This window comes from Desulfomicrobium baculatum DSM 4028 (genome assembly GCF_000023225.1).
Taxonomy (GTDB): domain Bacteria; phylum Desulfobacterota; class Desulfovibrionia; order Desulfovibrionales; family Desulfomicrobiaceae; genus Desulfomicrobium; species Desulfomicrobium baculatum.
This window is the reverse complement of sequence record NC_013173.1, coordinates 3,169,457-3,181,463: the sequence shown is the minus strand read 5'-3', so window position 1 is coordinate 3,181,463 and position 12,007 is coordinate 3,169,457. Positions and strand designations below refer to the sequence as shown.

Annotated in this window: 12 protein-coding genes and 6 tRNA genes; 13 read left to right on the top strand and 5 right to left on the bottom strand. The window is 54.5% G+C overall.

Features of this window, described 5'->3' with window-relative positions:
* Positions 1 to 11: 11 nt before the first annotated feature.
* From DBAC_RS14025 to DBAC_RS14010, 4 genes are all read right to left on the bottom strand, one after another.
* On the bottom strand, positions 12 to 599 hold the full coding sequence (locus tag DBAC_RS14025; RefSeq protein ID WP_015774966.1) for a hypothetical protein: 588 nt from the start codon (positions 597 to 599) through the stop codon (positions 12 to 14).
* Between the two features lie 221 nt (positions 600 to 820).
* Positions 821 to 896: transfer RNA gene (locus tag DBAC_RS14020), tRNA-Phe, on the bottom strand.
* A gap of 179 nt (positions 897 to 1,075) precedes the next feature.
* Positions 1,076 to 1,151 (bottom strand) — tRNA-Phe (locus DBAC_RS14015).
* A gap of 158 nt (positions 1,152 to 1,309) precedes the next feature.
* Positions 1,310 to 1,386: transfer RNA gene (locus tag DBAC_RS14010), tRNA-Arg, on the bottom strand.
* A 372-nt stretch (positions 1,387 to 1,758) separates the two neighbouring features.
* Here DBAC_RS14010 and DBAC_RS14005 point away from each other — a divergent pair.
* Complete coding sequence (locus DBAC_RS14005; protein WP_228644991.1) at positions 1,759 to 2,985, top strand: TolC family protein; 1,227 nt, start codon at positions 1,759 to 1,761, stop codon at positions 2,983 to 2,985.
* Positions 2,986 to 3,004: 19 nt separating this feature from the next.
* On the opposite strand, the gene DBAC_RS14000 is transcribed toward DBAC_RS14005, so the two are convergent.
* Complete coding sequence (locus DBAC_RS14000; RefSeq protein WP_015774963.1) at positions 3,005 to 5,440, bottom strand: Lon protease family protein; 2,436 nt, start codon at positions 5,438 to 5,440, stop codon at positions 3,005 to 3,007.
* A gap of 270 nt (positions 5,441 to 5,710) precedes the next feature.
* Between DBAC_RS14000 and DBAC_RS13995 the strand changes: the two genes are divergently transcribed.
* The 12 genes from DBAC_RS13995 (at position 5,711) to DBAC_RS13940 (ending at position 11,906) form a co-directional block, all read left to right on the top strand.
* Positions 5,711 to 5,974 (top strand): AtpZ/AtpI family protein, encoded by a 264-nt coding sequence (locus tag DBAC_RS13995; RefSeq protein WP_015774962.1) that lies wholly within the window; start codon positions 5,711 to 5,713, stop codon positions 5,972 to 5,974.
* A complete protein-coding gene (locus tag DBAC_RS13990; protein WP_043811073.1) occupies positions 5,955 to 6,362 on the top strand; it encodes a hypothetical protein in 408 nt (135 codons plus the stop codon). Before DBAC_RS13995 ends, DBAC_RS13990 begins: the two co-directional genes overlap by 20 nt.
* 2 nt (positions 6,363 to 6,364) lie before the next feature.
* Positions 6,365 to 7,069 carry a F0F1 ATP synthase subunit A gene (gene atpB / locus DBAC_RS13985; RefSeq protein WP_015774960.1) on the top strand — a complete coding sequence of 235 codons (705 nt, stop codon included), beginning with the start codon at positions 6,365 to 6,367 and terminating at the stop codon, positions 7,067 to 7,069.
* Between the two features lie 60 nt (positions 7,070 to 7,129).
* Complete coding sequence (gene atpE / locus DBAC_RS13980; RefSeq protein ID WP_015774959.1) at positions 7,130 to 7,453, top strand: ATP synthase F0 subunit C; 324 nt, start codon at positions 7,130 to 7,132, stop codon at positions 7,451 to 7,453.
* An 87-nt stretch (positions 7,454 to 7,540) separates the two neighbouring features.
* On the top strand, positions 7,541 to 8,185 hold the full coding sequence (locus DBAC_RS13975) for a redox-sensing transcriptional repressor Rex (RefSeq protein WP_015774958.1): 645 nt from the start codon (positions 7,541 to 7,543) through the stop codon (positions 8,183 to 8,185).
* 97 nt (positions 8,186 to 8,282) lie between these two features.
* Positions 8,283 to 8,492 (top strand): 50S ribosomal protein L31, encoded by a 210-nt coding sequence (gene rpmE, locus DBAC_RS13970; RefSeq protein ID WP_015774957.1) that lies wholly within the window; start codon positions 8,283 to 8,285, stop codon positions 8,490 to 8,492.
* 39 nt (positions 8,493 to 8,531) lie between these two features.
* Positions 8,532 to 9,593 (top strand): peptide chain release factor 1, encoded by a 1,062-nt coding sequence (gene prfA / locus DBAC_RS13965; protein ID WP_015774956.1) that lies wholly within the window; start codon positions 8,532 to 8,534, stop codon positions 9,591 to 9,593.
* A 24-nt stretch (positions 9,594 to 9,617) separates the two neighbouring features.
* Entirely contained in the window at positions 9,618 to 10,460 is an 843-nt protein-coding gene (gene prmC / locus DBAC_RS13960) for a peptide chain release factor N(5)-glutamine methyltransferase (protein ID WP_015774955.1), read from the top strand.
* A gap of 123 nt (positions 10,461 to 10,583) precedes the next feature.
* Entirely contained in the window at positions 10,584 to 11,507 is a 924-nt protein-coding gene (gene lpxC, locus DBAC_RS13955) for a UDP-3-O-acyl-N-acetylglucosamine deacetylase (RefSeq protein ID WP_015774954.1), read from the top strand.
* A 90-nt stretch (positions 11,508 to 11,597) separates the two neighbouring features.
* A tRNA-Thr gene (locus DBAC_RS13950) sits at positions 11,598 to 11,673 on the top strand.
* A 6-nt stretch (positions 11,674 to 11,679) separates the two neighbouring features.
* Positions 11,680 to 11,765 (top strand) — tRNA-Tyr (locus DBAC_RS13945).
* A gap of 65 nt (positions 11,766 to 11,830) precedes the next feature.
* Positions 11,831 to 11,906 (top strand) — tRNA-Gly (locus DBAC_RS13940).
* The last annotated feature ends 101 nt before the right edge of the window (positions 11,907 to 12,007 follow it).

Sequence of the window (12,007 nt, the reverse complement as noted above, 5' to 3'; positions counted from 1 at the left end):
TGTCAGAGGGATTATTGCTGGGGCGGGATAGAATCGTCGATCCCGTCCATCCCTTCGATGTCGGCGTTGCGGATGGTTGTGATGATCTGCTGCAACTGGCCTTCGCTGATCAGATGCTGGGAGTGGAGCCAGTGGAATTTGCGTATTTCCTCTTCGGGATCATTGGCGAAGTTGATGTTTCCATACCATTCGAGCAGCTGTTTTTTTCTGCGTTCCTGTATTGTCTCCATGATGCGGTCGTGCTGCTTGTCGTGGAGCAGCACGATTTCTCCGGCGTCGGAGCCGAGTGATGTCAGCTCGATTTTGGTCAGAACATGGAGCAGGAAGCACGCGATCCCCGGGAAGAGGAAGATGATCCCGAGAGGGTCGCCGTGAGCCAGTGCGTATCCCGCCTGGGCCAGTCCCCAGACCGAAAGGAGAATCCCTCCGTTGAACAGGGTCGCGTTTCGTTCCGTGGTCCGGTGCGGGTCCATGCCTATGGAGCCGTAGGGCAGTTCGAAGGAATGCGAGCCATAGGCGTCGGTTCTGGAGTAGGTCAGGGTGTCCGGCTCGAACGTGAACGTGAAGGTGTTTGAAAAGCGTCGTTGGGTGATAAGCATGGGCGGAATTCTCCTGATTCAAGACCGGTGCATCCGCTCAGGTTAGGTGCTCCGGCCCGGTTTCGTCAAGATTTGTGGCGGAAACGTGAAACCGGTCTTCGCATGCAGGCAGCATGCGCGGCAAGATTCGTGCGGCTGGCGGGGCATGGTGTCCGGGAGTGCGGGATGCTCTGCACGCTTCTTGAAAAGAAAAAAGGCCGCATAGCGCGACCTTGATTTCATGGTGCCGGGGGACAGAGTTGAACTGCCGACACGGGGATTTTCAGTCCCCTGCTCTACCGACTGAGCTACCCCGGCTCAACGGAAGACCGTTACTATGGAAATCGGTCTGTTTTGGCAAGTCCAAAAATGAAGTTTGTGAAATTACGTGCCATGTTCGGTTCCCCCAACGTAAGTCGCGGCGGATCGCAGGTTGTTTTTGATATGAAGCGGACGGGGCACAAAAAAAAAGGCCGCGTAGTGCGACCTTGATTTCATGGTGCCGGGGGACAGAGTTGAACTGCCGACACGGGGATTTTCAGTCCCCTGCTCTACCGACTGAGCTACCCCGGCAACGTGTGGTGAGAGGTGCTTTTATGCAAAGGGAGGAACGAAGGCAAGAGGGAATTTTGCACTTTTTCGAATTTCCGTCATCGCGTTCAAGTCCGAGCCCGGCAGACCCGTTGCCCCCGGAGAGGCAACCCTTCGCTCCGCATCGCTATCCGCCTGGATGGCCCGCCCTGCATGATTCGAACATGCGACCAACGGATTCGAAGTCCGCTACTCTATCCAGCTGAGCTAAGGGCGGAACAGGTGATTAATGATGATGTTTGTCGGGGCCGTGTTCCTTGTTCAGGGAATAAACGATCAGGCCGACACAGCAAAGACCCAGGGCAAGAATAAGTCCAGAAAACATGGGATGCCTCCTCTTGATTATGATCTAGTCCAAAATTATAAGCGAGATCCTGCTTGACTTCAAGTTCTTTTCTTCACAAGTCAAGGGCCGGACGTGGCGGCGGGGTGGCCTTTTGAGAAGGGGAGGAGTATGCGGCCCTCATTGCCTGGAAAACTATCCAAACAACCGGCTTCGGAGTGTTTTATGAAGATATGGAAGTGCAGTCTGTGCCTGATCGTTTTTTGCCTATTTTCTTTTTCTGCCTGGGGGGCAGAGACCTTGACCATGCGAGAGGCGGTGGAGATCGGGCTCAAGTCGAACCCTTCAATTCTGGCCGCGCGGGAGGCGCTTTCTGCGTCGGACTATGCCGTCAAGTCGGCCAAGGCCGCCTTTGGGCCAGCCCTGAGCACCCAGTATGGCTACACCCGGCTCGATGAGCGGCCGCAGTCCCTTGGGTTCACCGCAGGCGCGCTTGACAACTGGGAGCTTGTCTTCAACGTGCATCAGCCGCTGTTCACGGGATTCAACCTGCTGACGACGCATGAAAAAACCATTTTGCAGAAGGAGCAGGCCGCATCGCAGATCGACAATGTCGAGTTGCAGCTGATCGTTGCCATTCAGGACACGTTTTTGCGTCTGTTGCAGGCCCGGGAGAATGTCCGCTCTGCCGAGGATTCCCTTGTCCGTCTGCGGTCGCAGTTGAAGGTGAGCACCGCTTTTTACGAGGTTGGCCTGCGTCCAAAGCTCGATATGCTGCAGGCCGAGGTCGATGTGGCCAATGCCGAGCAGCTCATGCTGTCCGCGAAAAACAATGAAGCGACGTTGAACGCGCAACTCAACACCCTGCTTGGCAAGAGCGTGGAAGCGGACGTGGAGTATGCCGGGGAGTTGCGATATTTTCCCATGCCGCTGACCCTTGAAGAATGTCTGGCGCGCGCCGGGCAGCACCGTCCGGATCTGCGCATTGCCCGGCAGTCCGTCATGTTGGCCGAAAAGGACAAGGTGCTCGCGGCGGTGCCGTATTACCCGCAGGTCGGCGCGGATTTCAACTACGTCCGGGCCGGAGAGGATCCCCTGGTGCACGGTGGAGACTATCATACGCCCAGTCAGTGGAACGCGCAGGTTGGAATGAAGTGGACTTTCTTCGAATGGGGAAAGACCTACTACGGGGAAAAGCAGGCGGAAAAAAATGTGAGCCGGCTGGGTCAGGAATATCTGAATCTTGAGAACGACGCCGCGTTTGAGGTCAAGAAGAGCTTTCTGCAGATTGAAACCGCCGAAAAACGCATCTCTGCCGCCAGGCAAGGGCTGATCGCCGCCAAGGAGAGCTACCGCATGGCCGTGGCCAGATACGAGGCCCAGGTGGGCACCAATACGGACGTGCTCGACGCCCAGGCCAAGCAGACGCTCAGTGAAGCCAGTCTGCACGAGGCGCTTTCGGACTATGAGCGGTCCGTGGCTGAACTCTATGGAGCCATGGGCCAAAGAAATCCGGAACTTCTGGCGCAGTGAAAAAGAGCCGGGTCCCTTTCTAGGATCCGGCTTTTTTAATACTTTTTCGCCTGGGCATGGCGCATTTCTTTTCGGCCAGAACCGCGAGCTCAGTCAGCCTTTCGTCCACGGCCGCGTAGATGGAGTTCGGCGAAAAGCGGCCGTCTTTCAAACGCTCGCCCGCTCGTGTGCCGGTCAGGAACTCCATGGCCTCCTCGATGGTGCTCACGGGGTGGATATGGAACTGCCCGTCCTTTATGGCCTGCAGCACATTGTCCCTGAGCACCAGGTGCACGATGTTGTCTCTGGGCAGCAGGACTCCCTGCTGGCCGGTGAGGCCGCGTCTCCTGCAGACCTCAAAAAAGCCCTCCACCTTGTGCGTGACCCCGCCCACGGCCATGATCGCTCCCGACTGGGAGATGGCCCCAGTGAAGGCCAGGTCGAGACGGATCGGCACGTTTGAGAGGGCGGAGAGCAGGGCGGCCAGTTCCGCGCCGGATGCCGAGTCTCCGTCGACCTGGGCGTAGCTCTGTTCGAAGCACAGACTGCCGGTCAGCACGAGCGGTTTGTTGCGGGCAAAGAGGTTCACGAAATAGCTCTTGAGGATCATCATGCCCTTGGTATGAATGGGTCCGCCCAGTTCGGCCTCCCGTTCCAGGTCCATGATGCCGCCGTGACCCACGCCTACAGTGCAGGAAATCTGATGGGGCAGGCCCATGACGTAATCCCCCACCTGGGTCACGGACAGGCCGTTGGCCACGCCGACTCCCTGTCCCTGGGTGAGGACCTTGATGGATCTGCGGTCGTATTCCCGCAGGAATTCTTCCTGGTACAGATTGGTCCGGTATTCACGCTCATCCAGAGCCAGCTTGACGATGCCGGCGTCGATGATGCGCTTGTCCTGGCTGATGGCCAATGCATTGGATTCGATCATGATTTCGCGTAAATGCGAGAAATGCAGCGACAGTCGTTCCCTGTCCTCGGCCATGCGGGTCGAATAGTTCACAAGCTCGGCGTAAGCGTCCTTGGTGAACCCGCGCAGGCCGGTTTCGCGTCCGGCGCGGTCCAGGGCCTGGGCATATCCGGTGATGGATTCGGGCGTGCGTTCCACGGTGTCCTGGATATGAGCCTTGAGCTTGAATATCTTCCTGAACCGCTCGTCGTGCATGTAGAGCAGTTCGTATGTCTCGTCGTCACCGATGAGCAGCACCTTGAGGGAAAGCGGGATCGGGTCCGGGCTGATGGTGCGGGTGCGCAGCATGTCATAATGATCCGTGGGGTCGTCCAGGCTCGACTGCTTGGTGCGCAGGCAGCGCAGCAGGCCTTCCCAGGCGGCGGGGTGGTTCAAGAGGTCATCCACGCGCAGTATGAGAAAGCCACCGTTGGCCCGGTGCACCGCCCCGGCCTTGATCAGGGAGAAATCGGTGTAGTAGGTGCCCCATTCCGTTTCACGCTCCACGCATCCGAGGAGGTTGAAAAAGCCGGGGTTGATCTCCTTGACCACGGGCGCGCCGGTGACTTCGGAATTGTCCACAAAGAGGTTGACATCATAGCGCCCAAAGAAGGAGTCCGACAGGCCTTCGCCTTGCTGCTCCGGGCCCGTGCGCGGTTCCCGTTCCTGTCGGCCCTGGTAGTGGGGCAGGTTTTCGAGGATGTCTTCCTTGAAGGAATCGAAATACTTCTTGAGAGCCTTGTTGTCGGCGAATTTTTTGTGGATCGGCATAAGCAGGCGGTCCACGAGGCTCGCGGCATGCTCTTGCGCCAACTGCACTTCCTTGGCCCGGAATTCCTGCTCACTTTTGTTGACCAGTCGCGAAAGGTCCGCAATGGTGTTGAGCACGGCGCTGCTTTGATCCTTGATGACTTTTTTCTGGGAGGACTCAAGACGTTCGAATTCTTCCGAACTGAGGACTTTGCCGTCCACCAGCGGTGTCAGCGATACCGCCCCGGAGTCGTCGATGTTCAGGCTGAACCCCTTTTTCTGGGCGGCTTCATCCATTCTGTCCATCAGGTCGTCGCGCACCAGGGCCAGCTTGGTGAAGAGCTTGTTCTGCAGTCGGAGATAGCTGGCCTGCTCAAAGTGACGCGGCAGGTCGCGGCGAAGGCGCTTGACGATGCGCTGCAGGTTCTCTTTGAGGATTTTCCCCTGGCCGGGCGTAAGGCTGACCAGGAGTGGCTTGTCAGGGTTGTCGAAATTGTTCAGATAGACGAGGTCTGGTGGCGTCGTACCTGTCTGGGCCCGGGGAAGAAGAAAGTTTTCGACAAGATATGTCCGGCCAAGTCCCGGTTCTCCGGCAACATAAACATTGTATTCCATGCCCGGTATGGAGAGGCCCATCTCCAGGGCCTTGCGGGCACGGGGCTGGAAAAGGCATACGGCGCTGACGTTGTCGCGGATGTCGGTGCTGCGCAGGATCTTGCGCGGATCCGGCTCGATCTTGAGTTGGCGGACTTTGAGTTCAGGGATGGTTTTCATTGATTCTCGTGCTGCTGGCTTTTGCGCCAGGGTTGTTGATTTCGTGTCCGGGCATAGTGCGAATAGGTGCGGCTGGCAAGCCGACCGGTCCGGACACGCATGCGCTTTGATTTTAAGGAATGCGCACGGGACATAGGCGGAGGGCCTTTATAATTGATCAGGTGAAAAACTTTGGTTGACGCGAAGTTGGGGGGTGTGGTAGCCCCGACTTCGATTTGTGATTTATTGCACGAACGATTTGGGACAGCGAAAACCCATCGAGACGAACATATGCTCTTTAACAAGAAAAATTCTAAACATTTCGAGTCGCTGGGTATTGCTTCGGTGATGGGGCTTCAGCTGGTGTCCGGGGTAATCGTTGGCTTTGCCATGGGCTATTACCTCGACAAATATTTCGAAACGAAACCGTGGTTGACGCTGATTTTCTTGGTGTTCGGGATCATCGCCGGATACAGGAACATGTTCCGCGAAATGCAGCGTATCCAAAAGAAAGAAGCGGAAGCCGATGCTCGCAATGATACAGAAAAAGATTGAACGCGTTCTTTACACCCGGGGATTTCATGTCCCGGAGGTGCGCAAGATGGCGTCGCGTCAACTCTATATTCTGCTAGGCGTCTTGCCGGCATTGGCCTTTGGCTGGAAAGGGGTGGATCTGGTTACCGGCGTGCTGCTCGGAACCCTTAACTTTCTGGCGCTGGCCAAGTTGATTCAGGAATTGGTCTATTTGCAAAAAAGTGCGGTGGTGGTTCAGATTTTCAGCTTTTATGGGCGCATGATGATCACAGCATTGGCTTTTTATGTGCTGATCGCCCATCTGGATTCTTCTGGTGTCTGGCTGCTGATGGGTTTTTCCACCGTGCTGATCAATATTTTGCTTTGGGGAATGTCACAATTTTTGGGGAAAACTTCTAAGGAGGCGTGAAAATGGCAGGGGATTTACATCCAATTTTCTTAGTAGAGGAAGTAGTAAAAGCCATTGGTCTCGTGGATGCTCATGGCCACAGCTTGATACCGGGCCAGGTCCTCCACGCGTGGGTGGTCATGGGTGTGCTCATCGCTCTTGGCATATTGGCCACGAAAAAACTCTCCCTTGTTCCTAAAGGGTTGCAGAATTTTTTTGAACTGCTCATCGAATCACTTGAGAATTTTGTTGTCGCCAACATGGGCGAAGACGGTCGAAAGGTCTTCCCGGTGCTTGCGACCCTTTTCATCTTCATTCTGTTCAGCAACTATGAAGGTTTGGTGCCCGGTCTGGATGCTCCCACGGCGAATATCAACACCACGCTGGCCATGGCCGTGTTCGTGTTCGTGTACTACCAGTATTGGGGCTTCAAGCTGCATGGATTCCACTACATCCATCATTTCACCGGTCCGGTGCCGTGGCTTGCTCCGCTTATCTTTCCCATTGAGGTAATCGGGCATTTCGCTCGCATGCTTTCACTCTCTTTGCGACTTTTCGGAAACATCAAGGGTGAGGAAATCGTTCTGGTGCTGCTCTTCATGCTGGCTCCGGTCGTTTCCACCGTTCCGATTTACTTCCTGTTCATGTTGCTGAAAGTCATTCAGGCTTTGGTCTTCTTCATGCTCTCCATGCTGTACCTGAAGGGAGCATTCGAAGAAGCGCATTAATTTGGGGGAAATGGTCTTTTCGACCACTAATCATTATACGTTTTAGGAGGTTTTTGAATCATGCGTAAAGGTTTTCTGTCCGTACTGGCCACTGTCGCTCTGGTAGCTGTCGCTTCTTCCGCATTCGCCGCTGAAGCTGCTCCTGAAGTCATCTCCACCATCGCTTGGGCCGCTTCCTTGGGAATGGCCATCGCCGCTGCTGGTTGTGGCATCGCCCAGGGTCTTGCCGTCAAGGCTGCTTGCGAAGGCACCGCCCGCAACCCCGAAGCTTCCGGCAAAATCACTGTTACCATGCTGATCGGTCTTGCTCTGATCGAATCTCTGGCCATTTACGCTCTGGTTGTTAACCTGATCCTGCTGTTCGCCAACCCCTTCGTTGGCTAACTCTGATCGAAAAAGGGGGAGGCCCAGCCTCCCTCTTTTTTTGCTATTTTAGTGAAATAACTCACGAAGTTATTGTTTGGAGTCATTTTGAAAAGCGCCCATATACCTCGCGCCACGATTCAGCGATTGGCTGTTTACGTACAAGTTCTGGAGACGCTCCTTCAAGAGGGGGATTCCGTCATTTCTTCAGACGGCCTGGCCCGTGCCTGCGGCGTGAACCCTTCGCAGATTCGAAAAGATCTGGCTTATTTTGGTGAATTCGGCGTGCGAGGCGTCGGATACTATGTTCAGGATTTATTGACCGCCATCAAACAGTCTCTGGGTATCGACCGGACATGGAATGTCGCATTGGTCGGAGTCGGGAATTTGGGGCGGGCATTACTCAGGCATGGTATTTTCAGGCGCCGAGGGTTTATTCTTGTGGGTGCCTTTGATTGTGATCCCTTCAAGATTGGCGAGGAAGTCGCCGGTCTGGAGGTTGTCTGTTCGCGCCGACTCAAGGAAAAAGTCAGCGAACTCGAGATTGAAATAGGCATCATCACCACACCTCCCGAACGAGCCCAGCGTGCCGCCAATTATCTGATTGAAGCAGGTGTGCGGGGCATCGTGAATTTCGCGCCAGCCAGAATTTCTGTCCCGGAAAATGTTGCGGTTGAATACGTCGACTTCATGCACCATATTTTTTCCGTGGCCTTCAATATTTCGATCAATCAATCCAAGGGTCTTTCCTAATTCCCTTTTTTCCAAAATCAGGTTGCGTGAATTTCGACTTGCCATTCGTCTGCGAGTGGTTTAGTTGTCCTCTCTCTTTTGAAACTGGAGGTTTCCCATGAAGAAAGATTTGCATCCCAAAGTTTATGAAACCGCGGTACGTTGTGCCTGCGGATACGAGTTCACCACCAAGTCCACTGTTGGCGCGGAACTCAGTGTTGAAATTTGCTCGCATTGCCATCCCTTTTTTACTGGTGAGCAGCGGTTTATCGATTCGGCCGGTCGTATCGACAGGTTCAGAAAGAAATACGCCAGCTTGGCAAAATAATTGACTGATAATTAGCCTTCGTCGAGCACAGCAATCACAATGGTCGATAAATTAGAAAGTCTTGCGGCAAAGTACCGCGAACTTGAGCGCGAGATGAGCACTCCTGAGATATTTCAGGATCAGGAGCGCTATCGGAAAATCGCCAAGAAGCATGCTGAGCTTGACGAAATCGTCAAGGCTTTTGAGCTGTACAAGACATTGCTCCGCGAGATGGCTGAAAATCAGGAACTGGCCAAGGACTCCGACCCGGAACTTTGCGAAATGGCCCAGGCGGAGATCGTCCTGCTCAAAGCCGCAATCGGGGAGCAGGAGAAGGTGCTCAAACAGCTTTTGACCCCCAAAGATCCCTTGGATGAGAAAAACATCATCCTTGAGATCCGAGCCGGCACCGGCGGTGAAGAAGCAGCTCTCTTTGTCGCCGATATTTTCAGGATGTATTCCCGCTACGCGGAGTTGCATTCTTGGCGCGTGGAAGTTTTGAGCAGCAGCGATACCGGGACTGGCGGCTTTAAGGAAATTATCGCTTCCGTCTCGGGTACCAACGTTTACAGCAAGCTCAAGTACGAATCGGGCGCGCATCGTGTACAGCGCGTCCCCGCAACGGAAAGCCAGGGCCGGATTCATACTTCGGCCATCACCGTTGCGATCCTGCCGGAAGCGGAAGAGGTCGATGTGAAGATCGATCCGAACGATATTCGCGTGGATGTGTTCCGCTCTTCCGGCCCTGGCGGGCAGTCGGTCAACACGACAGATTCGGCCATCCGCATCACCCATCTCGCCACAGGCTTGGTCGTCATCTGCCAGGACGAGAAGTCGCAGCACAAGAACAAGGCCAAAGCACTCAAAGTGCTCAGGTCCAGGCTGCTGCAGGCCGCCCAGGATGAGACGAAAAAGGCCTATGATGATAATCGCAAGTCGCAGGTTGGTTCCGGCGATCGATCGGAACGTATCCGGACCTACAATTACCCGCAGGGGCGAGTGACCGACCACCGCATCAACCTTACGCTTTATAATCTTGATCAGGCCATGGAAGGTCACATTGATGATATCATCGATGGCCTGGTTCAGCATTATCAAGCAGAAGCCATGAAAGAAAGCTGAGGAGACTCGGCTTTTTTCTTGTCCATGCCGTCCCGCAAAACACTACTCGAGCACTGGGAGCGATTGCTGCAGCAAAGCGGTGTCGACTCTCCCCGTCTTTCCGCGCAGGTTCTGCTTGCACACATCCTCGGCATGGAGCGGCTCGACATGCTCCTTGATGTTGGCGCGCCTGTGGACGAGCCCTGCCGTTTGCGGATGGACGAGCTCGGCGTGCGGCGGATGAAAGGCGAACCCGTGGCCTACCTTGTGGGTGAAAAGGAATTTTACGGTTTTACCTTTCGCGTTGGCCCCGGAGTGCTCATCCCCCGGCCCGAAACTGAGCTTATCCTCGACCATCTGCTGGAATCGCTAGACACGAATGCACGTTTGCAGGTCCTGGATATCGGCACCGGCAGCGGTGCTCTGGCCGTATCGTGCGCCAATCTTTTCCCTTATTCTTGTGTCGCGGCGGTGGACATCTCCTTTGAAGCGCTCAAGGTCGCCTGCAAAAATGCGCTGCTTCATGATGTCCAGGACCGGATTGTGTTCTTGCAGGGCGACCTGCTTGAATCCTTGCGCATTGATTCTTTTGACGTTGTTTTGGCAAACCTGCCTTATGTGCCGCTGACAACTAAGAAAACGCTTAGTAGGGAAGTCCTCTGTCACGAACCGCATAGCGCGCTCTTTTCCGGGCTCGACGGCCTTGATTGTTACCGTGCGCTGGCCCGCTCGCTCAGCGGTGCCATGAAGCCTGGGGCCTTGCTGCTGTGCGAAATTGATCATAGCCAGGGTTTGGCCGTGATCGACCTGTTTTCAGGGATTGCGCAGAATGTGCGGATTTTGAAGGATTATGCAGGGCTTGATCGGCTAGCTATTGTTGTTTTTTAGCACTTGTCGTGTTGTTTGAAGGAAACTTTTTGGGGACGAAGGAGTGTTCGAGATATTAAAACCTGTAATTACAGGCAGGTATGTTTGAGTCACTTCTGGCATGAAGTTTGATAATGGGTGGTCATGAAACAGACTACACTACGAAAAGAAGTTCGATGCTCCGGTGTCGGTTTGCATAGCGGCCAGAAGGTTGAGATGGTGCTCAAGCCCGCGCCTGCCGATACGGGAGTTATTTTTTCGCTGTTGACCAAAAGTGGCCGTCAGGTCGTGGTGCCGGAACCTGGACGGGTTGTGGGCACAGGACTGGCTACGACTTTGGGTACCGAAAGGGCCAAGGTTTCCACGGTGGAGCACCTCCTGGCCGCCTTGGTCGGTTTGGAAATAGACAATGTTCTGGTCGAAGTTGATGGAGAAGAAATCCCCATTCTTGACGGGAGCGCTTCCGTATACGTGTATCTGATCAATTCCGCCGGAATCCGGGTGCTCGATCGTCCGCGCGAGATCGCCAGGATCAAGCGGTCCCTTGTCTTCGAGCAGGAGGGAAAGCGTGTCGTGGCCAAGCCATATAACGGCTTGAAGATCGACTACCGCATAAGTTTCCCCCATCCGCAGATCGGTACGCAGAATTTTTGTTTCGAGTCGACTCCGCTGACATTCTCCCACCGCATCGCCCGCGCCAGAACATTTGGTTTCATGAAGGATGTTGAGTGGTTGCAGAAAAATGGCCTGGCCCTTGGCGGGTCGCTTGAAAATGCGGTTGTTTTCGATGACTACGGTGTGGTCAACCCCGAGGGGTTGCGTTTTGCGGACGAAATGGTGCGTCACAAAATTTTGGATTTCATGGGCGACATCGCTGTCGGCAGTCATCGCTTGTGGGGCCATTTTGAAGTCTCCTGCTCCGGGCATGACTTCAATAATAAATTCATGCGTTATATTTTTGATAACCAGTCGGAATATCTGGACTTTGTCGCTCTTGAAGAGCCTGCGAGCGTCTCCAGCTGTCCCGACCCCGTGCTTTTGCCTGCCGGGGTGCCTGCCTGGGCTTGAGCCAAAAGCGCCGCAAGGCGCTTTTTTTAATTTCTCGAAAATAATGCTTGCCTTTGAGATTGAATGCTCATAATGACTTCGTTCTCACGGGCTGGCGTAGCTCAACTGGTAGAGCAGCTGACTTGTAATCAGCAGGTTGCGGGTTCAAGTCCCATCGCCAGCTCCAGGTGATGGAGGGGTTCCCGAGTGGCCAAAGGGAACAGACTGTAAATCTGTCGGCGTACGCCTTCGGAGGTTCAAATCCTCCCCCCTCCACCAAGTAGAAGCCGTGAAAACCAGTAGGAGACAGAGATCATGCTGTCGCCTGACTACTGAGATGAAATGCGGGAGTAGCTCAATGGCTAGAGCATCAGCCTTCCAAGCTGAGGGTTGCGGGTTCGAGTCCCGTTTCCCGCTCCATTTCCTCGTCTCACCAGTCTTGCGCCTCCATTTCTCCTCACCTTGTCTCAAGAAGCACTCACTTATACATATATAGTAATTCGTAATTTTATTAGGGGGTA

What these genes read in the sequence shown, in the direction of transcription:
- DBAC_RS14025 (WP_015774966.1), bottom strand. Translation starts at nt 599, where the DNA reads ATGCTTATCACCCAACGACGCTTTTCAAACACCTTCACGTTCACGTTC.
- DBAC_RS14005 (WP_228644991.1), top strand. Translation starts at nt 1,759, where the DNA reads ATGCGAGAGGCGGTGGAGATCGGGCTCAAGTCGAACCCTTCAATTCTG.
- DBAC_RS14000 (WP_015774963.1), bottom strand. Translation starts at nt 5,440, where the DNA reads ATGAAAACCATCCCTGAACTCAAAGTCCGCCAACTCAAGATCGAGCCG.
- DBAC_RS13995 (WP_015774962.1), top strand. Translation starts at nt 5,711, where the DNA reads ATGCTCTTTAACAAGAAAAATTCTAAACATTTCGAGTCGCTGGGTATT.
- DBAC_RS13990 (WP_043811073.1), top strand. Translation starts at nt 5,955, where the DNA reads ATGATACAGAAAAAGATTGAACGCGTTCTTTACACCCGGGGATTTCAT.
- atpB (WP_015774960.1), top strand. Translation starts at nt 6,365, where the DNA reads ATGGCAGGGGATTTACATCCAATTTTCTTAGTAGAGGAAGTAGTAAAA.
- atpE (WP_015774959.1), top strand. Translation starts at nt 7,130, where the DNA reads ATGCGTAAAGGTTTTCTGTCCGTACTGGCCACTGTCGCTCTGGTAGCT.
- rpmE (WP_015774957.1), top strand. Translation starts at nt 8,283, where the DNA reads ATGAAGAAAGATTTGCATCCCAAAGTTTATGAAACCGCGGTACGTTGT.
- prfA (WP_015774956.1), top strand. Translation starts at nt 8,532, where the DNA reads ATGGTCGATAAATTAGAAAGTCTTGCGGCAAAGTACCGCGAACTTGAG.
- prmC (WP_015774955.1), top strand. Translation starts at nt 9,618, where the DNA reads ATGCCGTCCCGCAAAACACTACTCGAGCACTGGGAGCGATTGCTGCAG.
- lpxC (WP_015774954.1), top strand. Translation starts at nt 10,584, where the DNA reads ATGAAACAGACTACACTACGAAAAGAAGTTCGATGCTCCGGTGTCGGT.